At 72.3% G+C, this 16,445-nt stretch carries 12 protein-coding genes; 2 read left to right on the top strand and 10 right to left on the bottom strand.

Annotated features, from left to right (window positions below; all coding sequences use genetic code 11):
- Positions 1–174: 174 nt before the first annotated feature.
- The 7 genes from AAT21_RS11730 to AAT21_RS11700 all read right to left on the bottom strand — a co-directional run bounded on the left by AAT21_RS11730 (position 175) and on the right by AAT21_RS11700 (position 10,918).
- Positions 175–588: a PaaI family thioesterase gene (locus AAT21_RS11730; RefSeq protein ID WP_046777274.1), complete on the bottom strand. Its 414-nt coding sequence runs from the start codon at positions 586–588 to the stop codon at positions 175–177.
- 46 nt (positions 589–634) lie between these two features.
- Positions 635–2,668: an NADPH-dependent 2,4-dienoyl-CoA reductase gene (locus AAT21_RS11725; protein WP_046776569.1), complete on the bottom strand. Its 2,034-nt coding sequence runs from the start codon at positions 2,666–2,668 to the stop codon at positions 635–637.
- A gap of 212 nt (positions 2,669–2,880) precedes the next feature.
- Positions 2,881–5,904 carry an alpha-mannosidase gene (locus tag AAT21_RS11720; protein ID WP_046776568.1) on the bottom strand — a complete coding sequence of 1,008 codons (3,024 nt, stop codon included), beginning with the start codon at positions 5,902–5,904 and terminating at the stop codon, positions 2,881–2,883.
- Positions 5,905–5,973: 69 nt separating this feature from the next.
- Complete coding sequence (locus AAT21_RS11715; protein ID WP_046776567.1) at positions 5,974–6,843, bottom strand: carbohydrate ABC transporter permease; 870 nt, start codon at positions 6,841–6,843, stop codon at positions 5,974–5,976.
- Complete coding sequence (locus tag AAT21_RS11710; protein ID WP_046776566.1) at positions 6,840–7,733, bottom strand: carbohydrate ABC transporter permease; 894 nt, start codon at positions 7,731–7,733, stop codon at positions 6,840–6,842. Before AAT21_RS11710 ends, AAT21_RS11715 begins: the two co-directional genes overlap by 4 nt.
- Before the next feature lie 143 nt (positions 7,734–7,876).
- Positions 7,877–9,214 carry an ABC transporter substrate-binding protein gene (locus AAT21_RS11705; protein WP_235438751.1) on the bottom strand — a complete coding sequence of 446 codons (1,338 nt, stop codon included), beginning with the start codon at positions 9,212–9,214 and terminating at the stop codon, positions 7,877–7,879.
- A 282-nt stretch (positions 9,215–9,496) separates the two neighbouring features.
- Complete coding sequence (locus AAT21_RS11700; protein ID WP_046776565.1) at positions 9,497–10,918, bottom strand: serine hydrolase domain-containing protein; 1,422 nt, start codon at positions 10,916–10,918, stop codon at positions 9,497–9,499.
- A 270-nt stretch (positions 10,919–11,188) separates the two neighbouring features.
- Here AAT21_RS11700 and AAT21_RS11695 point away from each other — a divergent pair, with 270 nt between their 5' ends.
- Positions 11,189–12,244 carry an AraC family transcriptional regulator gene (locus AAT21_RS11695; protein ID WP_046776564.1) on the top strand — a complete coding sequence of 352 codons (1,056 nt, stop codon included), beginning with the start codon at positions 11,189–11,191 and terminating at the stop codon, positions 12,242–12,244.
- A 70-nt stretch (positions 12,245–12,314) separates the two neighbouring features.
- Here the strand turns inward: AAT21_RS11695 and AAT21_RS11690 are convergent, their stop codons facing one another.
- The 3 genes from AAT21_RS11690 to AAT21_RS11680 form a co-directional block, all read right to left on the bottom strand.
- The gene (locus tag AAT21_RS11690) at positions 12,315–12,686 is read right to left on the bottom strand and encodes a hypothetical protein (protein WP_235438750.1); all 372 of its coding nucleotides are present in this window, start codon (positions 12,684–12,686) and stop codon (positions 12,315–12,317) included.
- Between the two features lie 89 nt (positions 12,687–12,775).
- The gene (locus AAT21_RS11685) at positions 12,776–13,822 is read right to left on the bottom strand and encodes a serine/threonine dehydratase (protein ID WP_079025567.1); all 1,047 of its coding nucleotides are present in this window, start codon (positions 13,820–13,822) and stop codon (positions 12,776–12,778) included.
- A gap of 14 nt (positions 13,823–13,836) precedes the next feature.
- Positions 13,837–14,478: a TetR/AcrR family transcriptional regulator gene (locus tag AAT21_RS11680; protein WP_046776561.1), complete on the bottom strand. Its 642-nt coding sequence runs from the start codon at positions 14,476–14,478 to the stop codon at positions 13,837–13,839.
- A gap of 156 nt (positions 14,479–14,634) precedes the next feature.
- Between AAT21_RS11680 and AAT21_RS11675 the strand changes: the two genes are divergently transcribed.
- Entirely contained in the window at positions 14,635–16,323 is a 1,689-nt protein-coding gene (locus AAT21_RS11675) for a ricin-type beta-trefoil lectin domain protein (protein ID WP_235438749.1), read from the top strand.
- Positions 16,324–16,445 lie beyond the last annotated feature (122 nt).

Below are 16,445 nucleotides of genomic sequence, written 5' to 3'. Positions count from 1 at the left end.
GGTCTGCGAGTCCCACGCGTTCTGCACCGTCACACGGGCAGGCTGCCCGCCCAGGACGTGACCTGCCGGAACCCGGCGGGGCCACCGCCGAGGGCCGCGGAGCGGCTCCGGCCAAGCCGCTGCCGCTCCCCGGGGTGCCCGGGCCGGCCGGGTTCTGACCCGGCCCCGCGGCGGTCAGCCGAGCAGGGCGTAGACGGTGGAGGCGGTGGCGGCCGGCTCGTCGGCGCCCTCGGGGGTCAGGGTGATGTCGGCGAAGGCCATGCGCTTGCCGAGCTTGGTGACCCGTACGTGGACGAGCACGTCGGCGTCGACGACCGGCCGCTGGAAGCTCGTCGACTGCTGGACGGTGGTCATCGGGCCGTACCCGCCGCGCGCGGCGGAGATCGCGATGACCGTGGCGGTGTCCGCGGCGGCCATCATGGCCTGCCCGGAGAGGCCGCCGCCGTCCCGCGCGAGGTCGGCGGACCACGGCAGCCGCAGGACGGCGTGCCGCTCGCCGGTCTCCTGGACGGTCAGTCCGAGGGCGAGCACCCAGGGCGCGAAGTTGTCGGCGAGGATCTTGTCTGCGTCTGCGGGAGAGAACGTCACCGGGAGATTGTGGCGGCCCGCCCGGACCGCCACAATCCCCTTTCGGTCAGAGCTTCGCGGCGAGCTCCGTGCCCTGGCGGATGGCCCGCTTGGCGTCGAGCTCGGCCGCCACGTCGGCGCCGCCGATCAGGTGGGCCTCGACGCCGGCCGCGCGCAGCGCCTCGTACAGGTCCCGGCGCGGCTCCTGGCCGGTGCACAGCACGACCGTGTCCGCGGGTACGAGGCGCTGCTCGCCGCCGACGGTGATGTGCAGGCCCTCGTCGTCGATGCGGTCGTACGCGGCTCCGGCGACGGAGACGACACCGCGGTGCTTGAGCTCGGCACGGTGGATCCAGCCGGTGGTGGTGCCGAGGCCGGCGCCGACCTTGGTGGCCTTGCGCTGGAGCAGGTGGACCTGGCGCGGCGGCGCGGGGCGCTCGGGCGCGGTGAGCCCGCCGGGACCGGCGTACTCGGTGTCGACGCCCCAGTGGCGGAAGTAGACGTCAGGGTCCTGGGAGGCGCCCTCGCCGCTGTCGGTGAGGTACTCGGCGACGTCGAAGCCGATGCCGCCGGCGCCGACGACGGCGACGCGCTCGCCGACGGGGGCGCCGTCGCGCAGGACGTCGAGGTAGCTGACGACGTTGGCGTGGTCCACGCCCTCGATGTCGGGGGTGCGGGGGGTGACGCCGGTGGCGACGACGACCTCGTCGTAGCCCTGGAGGGTCTCCACGTCGGCGCGGGTGTCCAGGCGGACGTCGACGGCGTGGGCGGCGAGCTGGGTGCCGAAGTAGCGGATGGTCTCCTCGAACTCCTCCTTGCCCGGGATGCGGCGGGCGATGTCGAGCTGGCCGCCGATGTGGCCGGAGGCCTCGAAGAGGGTGACGGTGTGGCCGCGTTCGGCGGCGGAGACCGCGCAGGCGAGGCCGGCCGGGCCGGCGCCGACGACGGCGACGCGCTTCTTCAGCTTCGTGGGCGAGAGCACGAGCTCGGTCTCGTGGCAGGCGCGCGGGTTGACCAGGCAGCTGGTGATCTTGCCGCTGAAGGTGTGGTCGAGGCAGGCCTGGTTGCAGCCGATGCAGGTGTTGATCGTCTCGGGGCGGCCGGCCGCGGCCTTGGCGACGAAGTCGGCGTCGGCCAGGAAGGGGCGGGCCAGGGAGACGAGGTCGGCGCGGCCGTCGGCGAGCAGTTCCTCGGCGATCTCCGGGGTGTTGATGCGGTTGCTGGTGACGAGCGGGACGGAGACCGCGCCCATCAGCCGCTTCGTGACCCAGGTGTAGGCGCCGCGCGGGACGGAGGTGGCGATGGTGGGGATGCGGGCCTCGTGCCAGCCGATCCCGGTGTTGATGATGGTGGCGCCGGCCGCCTCGATCTCCTTGGCGAGGTGGACCACCTCGTCGAGGGTGGAGCCGCCGGGGATCAGGTCGAGCATGGAGAGGCGGTAGACGAGGATGAAGTCCTCGCCGACGGCCTCGCGGGTGCGGCGGACGATCTCCAGCGGGAAGCGGACGCGGTTCTCGTAGGCGCCGCCCCAGCGGTCGGTGCGCTTGTTGGTCGCGGCGGCGATGAACTCGTTGATCAGGTAGCCCTCGGAGCCCATGATCTCGACGCCGTCGTAGCCGGCGAGCCGGGCGAGCCGGGCGGCCCGGACGAAGTCCTCCACCGTCTGCTCGACCTCGTCGCCGGAGAGCTCGTTCGGGACGAAGGGGCTGATGGGGGCCTGGATGGCACTGGGCGCGACCAGGTCCTTGTGGTAGGCGTAGCGGCCGAAGTGGAGGATCTGCATCGCGATCTTCCCGCCTTCGGCGTGCACGGCGTCGGTGATCACCCGGTGCTCGGCGGCCTCCTCCTCGGTGGTGAGGCGGGATCCTCCCTCGAAGGGGCGGCCGGCGTCGTTGGGGGCTATGCCGCCGGTGACGATCAGGCCGGCGCCGCCGCGGGCGCGTTCGGCGTAGAAGGCGGCGAGGCGCTCGAAGCCGCCCTGGTGCTCCTCCAGGCCGGTGTGCATCGACCCCATGATCACGCGGTTCGGCAGGGTGGTGAAGCCGAGGTCCAGGGGGCTCAGCAGGTGCGGGTACCGGCTCTGGGAACTCTGCGGACTCATCGGGTGTGCCTCCTCGCACGGGGGTGATGAACCTGTTCTAGCGAGGCGGGGCATGTTTTGCAACTAGGTGCATAACCAGGTCGGGGGCCATCGGCCCGCGTTCCCCTGTTCCTGGGGCCCGGCCCGCGCGCGCCTGTGGCGCAGTTCACGCCGCCGACGCCGCACGGCCCCCGGCCCGGCGGGCGGCCGGGCCGGGGCCGTGCGGGCGGCCGTCAGGCGCGGCGGAGGCGGACCGTGAGGATCTGGAAGGGGCGCAGGGTCAGGGCGACCGTGCCGTCCGCCGCCGGGGCGGCGACGGCCGTGCCCGCGAGGGGCCGCTCCAGCAGGTCGCTCTCCACGGCCTCCGCGACCGGGAAGTCCGCCGTGAGCACGGCGCGGGCGCGGCCGCCGCGGGACTCGTAGAGGCGGACGACCACGTCACCGCTGCGGTCCTCGGCCAGTTTGACCGCCTCGACCACCACCGCGTCCTCGTCGACCGCCAGCAGCGGGGCGACCGGGCCGGCGCCGGTGAGGGTGCGCTCGGGCAGGTTCAGCGCGTGGCCCTCGCGGACCGCGTCCCCGATGCCCGCGCCGGGCGCCAGCGAGTACCGCAGGGTGTGGGTGCCCTGGTCGGTCTCCGGGTCCGGGTAGCGCGGGGCCCGCAGCAGCGAGAGCCGCACGGTGGTGGTCTGGCCGCCGTCGTCCCGTACGTCACGGGTCACGTCGTGCCCGTACGTGGAGTCGTTGAGCAGGGCGACCCCCCAGCCGGGCTCCTCCGCGTGGATCCAGCGGTGTGCGCAGATCTCGAACTTGGCAGCCTCCCATGAGGTGTTGGTGTGGGTGGCCCGGAAGACGTGGCCGAACTGCGTCTCGGACGCTGTCCGTTCGGCCTTCACGTCCAGCGGGAAGGCCGCCTTGAGGAACTTCTCCGTCTCGTGCCAGTCGACGTCCGTGACGATGTCGACCGTCTTGGCCCCGGCCCGCAGGGTGATCCGCTGGACGGCCCTGGACCTCCCGAAGGAGCGGGTCACCCGGACCGTCGCCGACCCGGGTCCGCTCTCGGCGACCTCCAGGGCGTCCAGGCCGACGAGGTCGGTGACGTTGTTGCGGTAGAACTCGTCCACGTCCCAGGCATCCCACATGTTGGGAAAGTCGGGGTGGATCTGGAGCAGGTTCGCGGCGGCCCCCGGGGCGATGGACTCGCGGCGCGCCTCCAGGTCGTAGACGGAGACGATCAGGCCGCGGCCGTCCACCTCCACCAGCAGCCGGCCGTTGGCCAGGACGTGCCCGCCACCGTGCCGCTCCTCCGCCGTGACGGGCTCCCGCGGCTGCGCGGGGCGGGCCGCACCGCCCGCCGGGACGCCGCGGCGGGCGTACGGGGCACAGTTGAAGACCAGTTCCTCGGCACCCTCCCCCGCCAGCGCCCGCTGCGCGGCGAAGGTGATCCCCCGGAGTTCCCCGGCCACCTGCCCGTACGTCTCGCGGGCCTCGCGGTGCACCCAGGCGATGGAGGACCCGGGCAGGATGTCGTGGAACTGGTGGAGCAGCACCGTCTTCCAGATCCGCTCCAGGTCCTCGTACGGATACGCGTACCCCGCCACCCGCACGGCGGCGGTCGCCGCCCACAACTCCGCCTCGCGCAGCAGCGATTCGCTGCGCCGGTTGCCCTGTTTGGTCCTGGCCTGGGAGGTGTAGGTGCCACGGTGCAGCTCCAGGTAGAGCTCGCCGGCCCAGACGGGCGCGTCCTCGTACTCGGCGTGGGCCTTCTCGAAGAAGGCGTCGGGCCGCTCGATCTCGATGCGCGGGGAGCCTTCGAGGTCGCGCTGACGGCGGGCGCGGGCGAGGTGCTCACGGGTGGGGCCGCCACCGCCGTCACCCCAGCCGAAGGGCGTTAGTGAACGTGAACCACGGCCTTTTTCTCGGTAGTTGCGAGCGGCGTGTGCCATCTGGGCGCCGCCGAGGTCGGAGTTGTAGGTGTCGACGGGCGGGAAGTGCGTGAAGACGCGGGTGCCGTCGATGCCCTCCCACCAGAAGGTGTGGTGGGGAAACGCGTTCACCTGCGACCAGCAGATCTTCTGGGTCAGGAACCACCGGGAGCCGGTCAGTTTGACGATCTGCGGCATGGCGGCGGTGTAGCCGAAGGAGTCGGGCAGCCAGACGTTGTGGGTGTCGATGCCGAACTCGTCGAGGAAGAACTTCTTGCCGTAGAGGAACTGGCGGGCCATCGCCTCCCCGCCGACCATGTTGGTGTCGGACTCCACCCACATGCCGCCGACCGGCACGAACTGTCCGTCCGCGACCTTCTTCTTGACCCGTTCGAAGAGCTCGGGCCGGTGGGTCCTGATCCAGTCGAGCTGCTGCGCCTGCGACATGGCGAAGACGAACTCGGGGTGGTCGTCCATGAGATTGACCATGTTGGACGTGGTGCGGGCGACCTTGCGCACCGTCTCGCGCAGCGGCCACAGCCACGCGGAGTCGATGTGGGCGTGGCCGACCGCGCTGATGCGGTGCGCGGAGGCGTTGGCGGGGGCGGCCAGGACCCCGGCAAGGCGGGCCCGGGCGGCGGCCGCCGTGCCGGGCACGTCGGTGAGGTCGACCGCGTCCAGGGCGGCGCCGAGGGCGTGCAGGATCTCGTACCGGCGGGCGTCGTCGGCGGCGAGCTGCGTCATCAGCTCGTAGAGCACGTCGAGGTCCTGGACCAGTTCCCAGACCTCGGCCTCGAAGACGGTGAGGTCCATCCGGGCGAGGCGGTAGAGGGGCTGGTCGCCGCTGGTGCGCGCGTCGCCCTCGTAGGTGGGGCGGTGGTCGACGAGGACGGGGTTGGAGGCGGCCTCGACGTACCATTCGATCCGCTCGCCGCCCTCGGCGCGGTCCGCCACGCGCACCCAGTCGTTGTACGGGTTGAGGGCCTTGATCTCGCCGCCGTCGGCCCGGTGGACCAGGCCCTCGCACTGGAAGCCGGGCATCATCCGGTCGAAGCCGAGGTCGAGGACGGCTTCCACGGTCCGCCCGGCCCAACCGGCGGGGACGGTTCCGGTGACCCTGAACCAGGTGGTGCCCCAGGCCGGGCCCCACGCATCGCCGGGCGCGCAGGGCTCGTAGGGCGCTGCCAGGCCCTCGGCGACGGAGACGGGCTCGCCGGGGGCGTCCCAGCGCTCGACGGTCAGCGGGAGCGGGCTGGAGTGGACGGCGGGCTTGATGCGCTCGTGGAGCACCCGGCGGAGGCGGTGTTCGGTGATGCTGCGGTCGTCATGCATGACAGCTGCTCCCGGAGTGGTGGTCGGTCGGTACGGGGGCCTGCGGGTCGGTTCGTCGGACGGTCCGGCTCAGAACTTGACGGCGCCCTCGCCCACGCCCTTGAAGAAGAAGCGCTGGAGGGCGAAGAAGAAGAGCATCATCGGCAGGAGCGCGGCCATCGCGCCGGCGGCGACGAGCCGCTGGTCGTTGACGGTGGTGGCGCCGGCCAGGGTCTTCAGGCCGAGCTGGAGGGTGTAGTGGTCGCTGTCGGTGAGGACCAGCAGCGGCCACAGGAAGTCGTCCCAGGCGCCCATGAAGCTGGTGATGCAGACGACGGCCAGGGCGCCCTTGGCGGAGGGGACGAAGACCCGGGTGAAGCGGGTCCACTCGCCCGCCCCGTCGAGGACGGCGGCCTCCTCGACCTCCTTGGGCACGGCGAGGAAGGCCGCCCTCATGATCATGATGTTGAGGACGGAGACCGCTCCGGGCAGCCACACGCCGACGAGGGTGTCGACCAGGCCCATCCCGCGGACCGTGAGGAACATCGAGATCATCACGGACTCGAAGGGGAACATCAGGGTCGCGACGAGGACGGTGAAGACCACCTCGCGGCCCTTCCAGGCGGCGCGGGAGAGGGCGTATCCGCCCATCGCGGCGAACAGCATGTTCGAGGTGACCGCGAGTACGGCGACGACGAGGGTGTTGCCGACGTACTGCAGGATCGGGAAGGACTCGGCGACCCGGACGTAGTTGTCGAGGGTGGGCTGCGTGGGCAGCACGCCGTCGTACACGTTCTCGGTGCGGCCGCGGATCGACGTCAGGAACTGCCAGACGATCGGGCCCAGCATGACGACGAGCATGAGCAGCAGCGTGCCGTACCGGGCGGCCAGGCCGAGCCGGCGGCGCGCACGACCGCTGCGGTCGGCCCGGTCGGTTTCGCCCGCGGGTGTCGTGCTCATCCCTCGTCCCCCTTCGTCAGGCGGCGGCCCAGCAGGCTGAACCCCAGCGTGAGGAGGAACAGCAGGATCGAGATGGCGGAGGCGTAGCCGGTCTCGCCGGCGAAGCCGAGGCCGACCTGGCGGATGAGGAAGGGCAGGGTGCGGGCGCCGCCGCCGGGCCCGCCGCTCTCCCCGCCGAGGATGTAGATCTCGGTGAAGACGCGCAGGGCCGAGATGGCGGAGAGGGTTCCGACCAGCAGCATCATCGGCTTCACCTGGGGGACGGTGATGCTGAAGAAGCGGCGGACGGGCCCCGCGCCGTCGATGGCGGCGGCCTCGTGGAGGGAGGCGGGGACGTTCCCGAGGGCCGCGAGGTAGAAGACCATGTAGTAGCCGAGGCCCTTCCACACGGTCACGATCATCGCGGAGACCAGCAGCATCGTGCTGTCCGTCAGGAAGGGGACCGGCTCGGAGACCAGGTGGAGCCGGCGGAAGACGGTGTTGACGAGGCCGTCGCTGCGCAGGACCCACTGCCAGATCAGCCCGACGACCACGGCGGAGGCGATCACCGGGGTGTAGAAGGCGGAACGGAAGAAGCCGATGCCCGGGATCTTCGCCCGGACGAGGACGGCGAGGGCCAGCGGCAGGAACACCAGGCAGGGGACGACGACGAGGAGGTAGAGCACGCTGTTGCCGGTCGCGACCCAGAAGTCGGGGTCGGCGACGGCGCGCCGGTAGTTGTCGAGGCCGACGAAGCCGCCGCCACGCAGGATCCGGGCGTCGGTGAAGGAGAGGATGACGGTGTTGACGAACGGCCAGAGGCCGAACAGCACCACCATCACCAGGCCGGGGGCGAGGAAGAGGTACGGGGTCCACCAGGCTCGGTGGGGCAGCCCGGTGTCGGCCTCCATGGCGCGCAGCGCCGCCCTGCGACGGCGCCCGTCCGGCGGCACGGGCGGGTGAGCCGACGGGTGTCCGGGCGGGGGTGCCGGCGGGTGTCCGGGCGGGGGTGCCGGCGGGTGTGCGGCGGCGGGCCGGCCTGCGCCGACGGCGGTCATCCGCGGGCCGCGTCGGCGAGCAGCCTGTTCGCCGCTTCCTCGGCCTTCTTCACCGCCGTCCGGGCGTCCTGCTCGCCCTTGATGGCCTTCTGCACCTCGCGTACGACGGCGTCCCCGACCTGGTTGGTCCACTGGACCGGGGTGTTGGCGTCGAGGGCGGCGGTCTTCAGCTGGTCGGCACCGACCGCACGGGCGAGTGTCTCGGCGTCGCTGCCGTCGCCCCGGTCGGAGAAGAACGGGTCGGCGAGGCCCCGGGCGTTGGAGGGGTAGATGGTGGCCTTCCGGGAGAACTCCACCTGGTTGGGGCCGTTGGTGACCCATTTCGCGAACGCGGCGGCCGCGTCCAGGTGCTTGGTGTCCTTCCTGATGCCGAGCGACTGGGCGTAGATCCCGATGTGCCCGAGCCGGCCGGTGACGGCTCCCGCCACCCCGGTCTTGGCGTAGACCTGCGGGGCGTTCTGCTTGATGTCCTTGACGAATCCCGGGGAGCCGGGACCGAAGACGAGTTTGCCGCCGCCGTAGAGCTGGTTGATGTCGTCGGACTTGAGCAGGGACTCCTTGGGCATGGCGCCCTTGTCGTACAGGTCCTTCATGCGTTCCACCCATGCGACGGCCTGGTCCGTGCCGAAGGTGAACCGGTCCTTCCGGGCGTTGAGGACGGGCACGCCCATCTTCTGCCAGTCACCGGGCAGCCGCCCCTTGGGGTCGGCCATGAAGGCCGTGTACCGGCCGCCGGACCGGGCGGCGATCTGCTCGGCGTAGTCGAAGAACTGCTCCACGCTGGTGGGCGGAGCGGCCGGGTCCAGGCCGGATTTCTCGAAGAGCTCCCTGTTGTAGGTGAGGATCTCCGGGGTCACGTACCAGGGGTAGGCGTAGACGCTGTCGCCCTTGCCGGGCAGCTTGAACTGCTCCCAGGCACCCGGTACGTACTCCCCGGCCGAGTCCCCGTCGAGCTTCGCGACGTCCGCGAGCATGCCCCGGTCGCCGAGGAGCTGGAAGGAGTCGGTGGAGAGGTTGACCACGTCCGGGAGGGCACCGGCCTGGGCGTCGGCGACCAGCTTCTCGTTGTAGCCGTCGCCCGGCACGTCCTCCCAGTTGACCTTCACCTCGGGGTGTTCCTTCTCGAAGGCGTCGATGACGGCCTGCACGTAGCCGGTGAAGGCGGGCTTCAGCTGCAGGGTCCGGAAGGTGATCTCGCCGGCCACCCTGCCCGTTCTCTCCGCCTCCTCGGTGTTCCCGGCACCGGCACCGCCGAGACCGCACGCGGCGGTCGACAGGAGGGCGCCGGACACCAGCACGACAAGGGTCTTACGGGTCGGGTTCGAACGGGCCATCGTCGCCGCCTCCACAGAAGTCCGGCCTCGTCGCCGGAGGCGGTGCCCACCGTTACGGGAAAGCAAGTCCGCGTCAATGACGCCGATCCGAAGCTGGCCGACGACGCACGGGTGCCGAATCGCACGGCAACGCCCGGGAAATGCCGACAAGACCAGACCCCACGCCCCCGAACTGGACTGATGCGCTTTAGTACAAAGCCCTCCCCCGCCGCCCCCGACCCGACACCCGAGCGTCACGCACGTCCATGTTGACTCCTTGTCGCCCCTTTCCCCGGCGCCTTACTAATGCGCTTTACCTCCACCCCACGAAACCCCCTTTCCACCCGGGGTGCGGGGGGCGCAGCGCATGTTGATGTAGCAGCAGGGGGTGCCGTCGACGAGGGCGGCGAAGACGACCGGGGTCCAGGCCTCGCCGAACGCGGTGCCCGCCGCGCCGGCCGCGGCGAAGACCGTGGCGCTGAGCGGGGTGAGGTCCCTCTCCAGGGGCGGGGAGAAGTCCCGCATGCCGTCGGCGAACTCGTAGCGCAGGTGCGGGGTGCCGTCGGGGGCGCTGACCGTGATGACCACCCCCTCGCGGCGGTAGGTGCCGAGCAGCGGGGTCATGTCGACGGCCGGCGGGTACGCGGGCGGCGCGAAGGGCGGCGGCATACGGACCTCGGCGAGGTCCGCGAGGAGTTCGCGGAACAGGTCGGCGTACAGGTGGCGGGATCCGCCGCCGTTGGTGAGGAGGACGACGATGACGTCGGCGCCGGGAACGACCCGCAGGTAGCCGTACTGGCCGAGGGCGGCGCCGTCGTGGCCGTACCCGGGGACGCCGTTCCAGTCGTAGAGGGACCAGCCCAGTCCCCAGCCGTCCGCGCTCACCGTCCACCGGTCGGGGACGTCGACCTCCCAGCGCTGCATCGCCGCGACGGAGCGGGCGCCCAGGACCTGGGTACCGTCCGCGGTGGCGCCGCCGTCCAGGTGCATCTTGGCCAGGCGCAGCACGTCGGCGGCGCTGGCCAGGACCCGCCCGTGGGGTCCTGCCGACCGGGGCATCATGTCCCAGGCCGGCGCCGGTTCGGGGTCGGGCCCGTCGCCCGGGACATGGCCCATCGCCGTACGGAAGGCCAGCGCCTCCTCGGGCAGGGTCATGGTGCGGTTCAGGCCCAGGGGGGCGACGATCCGCTCCTTCAGGGCCTGGTCCCAGGTGCGTCCGGTGACGACCTCGACGATACGGCCGAGGAGGGTGTAGCCGACGCTGCTGTACGAGACGGCCGTGCCGGGCGGGCAGTCGAGCGCCACGTTGCGGGCCGCCCGCACGTAGGCGGCCAGGCAGTCGTCGCCGCGCCCGCTGTCGTGGATGAACTCACCGGTGAGGCCGCTGGTGTGGCTGAGGAGACGGCGTACGGTGATCTCCTTGTCCGCGCCGCGGGCGCCGGCCGGGGAGAACTCGGGGAGCAGCGCGGCGACGGGCGTGTCCAGGTCCAGCAGGCCGCTGTCGACGAGCTGCATGACCAGCGTGGCCGTGTAGATCTTGGCCATGGAGCCCAGCTGGAACACCGAGTCGGTGGTGACCTCCACCCCTGTTCCGCGGTGCAGCAGGCCGCTGGCGAGCTCGTGGATCCGCCCGTCGGCGAAGACCGCGAGGACGGCGCCGGGAACGTGATGGGCGGCGCGCAACGCGTCGAGGCGGCTCTGCCAACGGGCAGGGGAGAACGTCACGTCGGATCCTTCGACTCGGTGGTCTCGTACGGATCACGGCATGTGAGCGCAGGCGGTCGTCGATCCGCATACCCGTGATCGCCGCCACCGTAGGCCGGTGCCGCGGACGTCCATAAGGACCTTCGCGCGTCAGTGAGGGAACCGTCGGCGCCACAGGGGAACGGCGGCGCGCCGGGAGGGCGCGTTTCAGGCCGCGCAGCGGCGTCCGGGCGCCAAGCTGCGCACTGTACGCAGAGGTTCACCCGACCGGCTGGTAACGTCACCGGGTCTATGCAGCCCACGCACGCCCACGGCACCGTCTCCGTGCACCTCGCGCGGTTCATCCTCGACGCCCTGCGCCGGTCGGGCGGGGACATGGCCGGGTTCGCCCGGTTCCACGACCTCGGCCCCGAGGTGCTGGGCAACGACCTGGCCCGGGTCTCCACCCCGTCGGCGCTGGCCGTGTGGGCGGAGCTGACGCTCACCGAACCGGGCACGGCGGTCGGCGCGCTGCTCACCGCCGAGGCGCCGATCGGCACGTTCGGCCTGTGGGACTACCTGATCACCAACGGCCCCAGCCTCCGGGAGTCCCTGAAGCAGGTGGTGGAGTACAGCGCCGTCATCGGCGACCCGGCCAACGAGAAGCTCCTCGTCGAGGAGGACGCACGCAGTCTCACCGTCCGCCACGCCACGGGGAGCTGGGGGCCGGATGTGGTGGAGGCGATCGACTGGTTCGCGCTGGCGATGTTCCTGACCCGGGCGCGAGCCGCCACCGGGCGGCCCCTGGTCCCGCTGCGCATCACCGTGACCCACGGCGCGCCCGGCGGGTACCGGCGGCTGGCGGAATTCTTCGGTACCACCCGCGTCGACTTCGAGGCGCCGTACAACTCGATCACCTTCCACGACGACGACGTACGGGCTCCGTTGCCCAAGGCGCAGCCGGGGCTGGACCTCCTGCTGGCGCACCAGGCCCGGCTGACGCTGGCGGCCGCCCAGCCGGTGATGCTCTGGCAGGACAGCTTCCGGATGGTCCTCGCCGGCGCCTTCCGGGAGGACACCGTGAACCTGGAGCACGTGGCGGGACGGCTGGCGATGAGCCCGCGCACCCTGCAGCGACGCCTGCGGGAACTCGGCACGACCTGGCGCGAGGAGGTCGAGTCCGTGCGCCAGGAGCGGACCATGGAACTGCTGCGCACCACCGATCTGCCGCTCCAGGTGATCGCGGCCCGGGTCGGCTACAGCGACATGCGCGCGCTGCGCCGGGCAGTGCGGCGCTGGGACGGGCGGGCGCCCCGCGACATCCGCACCGCGGCCGGCCTCGCGGCGCCCGCCGCCCCTGGCGGCTGACACTCAGGGCGGCCGACGCCATCCGCGGCCGGCGCCACCCGCGGCCGAGACGTCCCGGCGGCCGAATCGGCTACTTCATGGGGTACTTGGTCTTCTCCGCGAGCTTGCCGTCCTTGAAGCAGAAGCGCAGCACCGTCTCCGTGCCCAGGTCGGTGTCGTCGGTGGAGATGTACCAGGCACAGGTGCTGCCTTCGGGCTCGACCGGACCGCCCTCCTTGAGGGCGCTCTTGACGAAGCTCTCGCCCGACGGCAGCTTCGCGCGGACGTCGCTCTCCGCGTCACCGGTCTTCACACCTTCGTAGACCGAGGGGTCGAGCAGGCTCTTGTCCGCCATGTCGGCGATCTTCCCCACGCCGAAGACGACCGCGATGACGGCGCCTATGCCCAGCACCAGCGCCACACCGCAGCCGATCAGACAACCCTTGCGCTGAGCCACGCCCATTCCTCCAAGTCGGTTCGCGTCCGGCGGTGATCGCCTGGACGCTCACACCTTCGCAAGGCCCGGGGGTCGCGTGCTGTCCTCGAAAGTCGTCACCCGCCGCAACGATCGTCGTTCGGGGTCGACCCGGCGTGCGGTGCATACAGGGACAGGTCCCTCGGGTCGGTGTTGGCCCCGCACAGAACGACGGCGACGCGCTCCCCCAGCGGTTCCGTGGCTTCGCGCAGGGCCGCCAGGGCGGTCGCCGCGCCCGCCTCGACCACGATCCGGTGCTCCTCCCAGACGGCGCGCCGGGCCGCCGTGATCGCCTCGTCGGGGACGAGGACCGATGTCACGTTCTTCTCCTGCGCGGCCGCCAGCGCGTCGGCCGAGACCCGGGTGGCGCCCAGGGAGTCGGCGGCCACGGAGTCCACGCTCACGTCGACGGGCCGGCCCGCCTCCAGGGCCGCGTTCAGGGCCCGGCAGTTCTCCGGTTCGGCCGCGACGACCCGTACGCCGTGTTCGCGCGCGGCGGTGGCCACTCCCGCGAACAGACCGCCGCCGCCCACCGCGACGACCACGGTGTCCAGCCCGGGCAGGGCGTCGCGGATCTCGTCGAGCAGGGTCCCGGCGCCGGCCGCGATGAGCGGATGGTCGTACGCGTGGCTGCTCAGCGCCCCGCTCCCGGCGGCGAACTCCCGGCAGGCGGCGAGCGCTTCGGCGTACCGGTCGCCGACGAGCCGGACGTCGGCCCCGTAGCCGCGCAGCCGTTCCACCTTCACGCGCGGGGCGTTGGCGGGCACGAAGACCGTCGCGGGCACGGACAGTGCGCGGGCCGCCCAGGCGCAGGCGAGCCCGGCGTTGCCGCCGGAGGCGATGGTGACGCCCGCGGCCGGAAGGGCGCCGGCCTCGTGGTGGGCGGCGAGGAAGTTGCGGGCGCCGCGCGCCTTGAAGGTGCCGGTGTGCTGGAGGTATTCCAGCGCGTACCAGACGCCCTCCGCCGCGGGCGCCACCGTGACGGGCCGTACGCCCCCGGCGATCCGCGCGGCGGCGGCGCGCACGGCGGCGTAGTCGAGCCGCTGCGGCGCCACATGCGGACGCTGCGGGCGCTGCGGGTGCTGCTCATGCAACGGGTGCTGCGGGTGTTGCGGACGTTCCATGGTCGGTCTCCCCATCAGGTGGCGGGCCGGGCGGCCTCGATCAGCTGGCGCAGGGCGCCGTGGTACACCTCGTGGTCCGTCAGGGCCGGCAGTACGTCGGGCATTGCGCCGGACAGTACGGGGAACTCCCCGGGATCGAGCGCGGCCAGGGCGGCGCGCGAGGCGGCCGTGGCGCCGGCCGGGTCCCGGTGGTCCACGAAGGCCGCGCTGCCCAGGGTGAGCAGGTACATACGGCGGTACGCGGTGATCGCCTCGGCGACGGTCATCCCGGCCGCCACGCTGTCGGCGAGGGCCGGCTCGACCAGCCGGGCCAGCAGCTGCCGGCCGAGCCAGGGGCGGCCGCCGCGCAGCACGAGCAGTCCGGGGTGGGCGGTGAGCAGCCGGTACAGCGCACGGAACCGCTGTTCGGTGGCCTCGGCCCAGTCGGTGCCGGCGGGGATCTCGGGAAGCTGCGCGGCCAGGTGCTCGGTGCACAGGTCGAGGAGTCCGGCGAGGTCCACGCAGCGACGCTGGACGGTGGCGTGGGAGACGTCGAGCCGGTCGGCGAGGGTGCGGAAGCTGAGGCCCTGCGGCCCCTCCTCGTCGAGGAGCCGCAAAGCGGCGACGGCGATGGCCTCCGGGGTGGCGCGGTCCAGGGCGGCTGATCTCCTCGGCATGAGATACACCGTATCATACGACGTATCATCTCGTTCGTGTGACAGGCGTTGCAGCCATATTGCTGGTCATCGGCCGACAATCAGCGACTTGCGTTGACACTGAGTAGCCACCTCGCTGCACTGGGCGCACGACTGTCCCCACGTCAAGGAGACCCCGTGCCGCCTCGCCTGCGCGCAACGCTCCCCTGTCTGACCGCGGCCACCCTGTTCGCCCTCGCGCTCTCCCCCGCCCCGGTGGCGGCCGAGCCCCGGGCGACCTCGGACACCCCGCTCGCGCTCACCCCTCCGATGGGCTGGAACAACTGGGCGCACTACATGTGCGACATCGACGAGGCCAAGGTCGTCGCCAACGCCGACGCGCTCGTGTCGACGGGGCTCGCCGCCAAGGGCTACGACACGGTGACCGTCGACGACTGCTGGATGACCAGGAGCCGGGACGCGCGGGGCAATCTGGTGGTCGACACCGCGAAGTTCCCGCACGGCATGGCCTGGCTCGGCGAGTACCTGCACGCCAAGGGCCTGAAGTTCGGCATCTACCAGGACGCCGGCTACCTCACCTGCGAGAAGTACCCGGGCAGCGGCGCCCCCCAGGGCGGCGGGGCCGACCACTACGCCCGGGACGCACGGCAGTTCGCCTCCTGGAAGGTGGACTACGTCAAGATGGACGGCTGCAACCTGTGGGTGCCGGAGGGGCGCACCAAGGAGCAGGCCTACCGGGACGCCTACAACGCCGTCGCGAAGGCCCTGCGCGAGAGCGGCCGGGACATGGTCCTGTCGGCCTCTGCACCCGCCTACTTCCAGCAGGGCGAGTGGGGCGGCTCCGACTGGCACAAGGTGCTCGGCTGGGTCGGCGAGACCGGCCAGCTGTGGCGCGAGGGCAAGGACATCAAGGTCTACAACCCGGCCGCGCCCGCCACCTCGCGGTGGAGTTCGGTGCTGGGCAACTACGGCTACAACCGCTGGCTCGGCCGGTACGCGGGCCCCGGCAACTGGAACGACCCCGACTTCCTGCTCGCGGGCGCCCCCGGCCTCACGGCCGCCGAGAGTCGCAGCCAGGTGGCCCTCTGGGCCATGATGGCGGCCCCCTTCATCCTGTCGTCCGACGTCTCGAAGCTGAACCCGGCGGGCCTCGCCGCCCTGGGCAACACCCGGATGATCGCGCTGGACCAGGACCCGATGGGCCGTCAGGGCGCCGTGGTCTCCTCCAACGCCACCTTCGAGATCCTGGTCCGCCCCCTCGCGAACGGCGACCGGGCGGTGGCCGTCCTGAACCGCTCGGCGAACACCCGTGACATCAGGGTCCCGCTCGACGAGATCGGCCTGAACGCGTGCACGGCCGACGCCCAGGACCTGTGGAGCGGCGCCCGCAGCGAGGTCTCCGACGCCCTGACCGGCAAGCTGGCCGGCCATGACACCGCCGTGTGGCGGCTGAGCCCGCGCGGCTGCGCCGAGGCCGTGCCGACCGGGCAGATCGTCGGTGACGGCGCCCGGTGCGCCGACGGGGCGAACACCAGCGGGGTCGGCGCCGTCGTTATGGCCGGCTGCACCGGAGCCCCCGACCAGCGGTGGTTCCTCGGCGACGATTCCCGCCTGCGGCTCGCCGGCGAATGCCTGTCGGCGGGCGAGGACGGTCTCGTCGAACTGGCCGACTGCGCGCCGCGGCCGAGCGAGCAGCCCGGCCAGAGCTGGTCCCACCGCCGTGACGGCGCCCTCATCGAGGAGGTCAGCGGCCTGTGCCTGACCGCGCCCGCCGCGGCCGCCACCCCCGACGCCCCGGCCGAGCGGCTCCGGCTGAGCCCGTGCGGCGACCACCGGGTCGACCAGGCCTGGTCCCTGCCGGTCTGAGGCCGGCGTGAACGGATGAGGAACCCGACCCCGATGCCACGCCGCGGGCGCCGCCTGCCCGCCACCCGCCCGGCCGCCCTCGCCGCGCTTCCCGCGGCGTTGCTGGCCGTGATCTGCGCGGG

It is taken from the genome of Streptomyces yangpuensis (assembly GCF_001005295.1).
Classification (GTDB): Bacteria; Actinomycetota; Actinomycetes; order Streptomycetales; family Streptomycetaceae; genus Streptomyces; species Streptomyces yangpuensis.
This window is presented reverse-complemented; position numbering and strand designations above follow the sequence as displayed.

Bases quoted from the DNA above. Each gene is read 5' to 3' on its own strand.
- AAT21_RS11720 (WP_046776568.1), bottom strand. From the start codon at position 5,904: ATGCATGACGACCGCAGCATCACCGAACACCGCCTCCGCCGGGTGCTC.
- AAT21_RS11680 (WP_046776561.1), bottom strand. From the start codon at position 14,478: ATGCCGAGGAGATCAGCCGCCCTGGACCGCGCCACCCCGGAGGCCATC.
- AAT21_RS11695 (WP_046776564.1), top strand. From the start codon at position 11,189: ATGCAGCCCACGCACGCCCACGGCACCGTCTCCGTGCACCTCGCGCGG.
- AAT21_RS11690 (WP_235438750.1), bottom strand. From the start codon at position 12,686: ATGGGCGTGGCTCAGCGCAAGGGTTGTCTGATCGGCTGCGGTGTGGCG.
- AAT21_RS11715 (WP_046776567.1), bottom strand. From the start codon at position 6,843: ATGAGCACGACACCCGCGGGCGAAACCGACCGGGCCGACCGCAGCGGT.
- AAT21_RS11685 (WP_079025567.1), bottom strand. From the start codon at position 13,822: ATGGAACGTCCGCAACACCCGCAGCACCCGTTGCATGAGCAGCACCCG.
- AAT21_RS11725 (WP_046776569.1), bottom strand. From the start codon at position 2,668: ATGAGTCCGCAGAGTTCCCAGAGCCGGTACCCGCACCTGCTGAGCCCC.
- AAT21_RS11705 (WP_235438751.1), bottom strand. From the start codon at position 9,214: ATGGCCCGTTCGAACCCGACCCGTAAGACCCTTGTCGTGCTGGTGTCC.
- AAT21_RS11710 (WP_046776566.1), bottom strand. From the start codon at position 7,733: ATGGAGGCCGACACCGGGCTGCCCCACCGAGCCTGGTGGACCCCGTAC.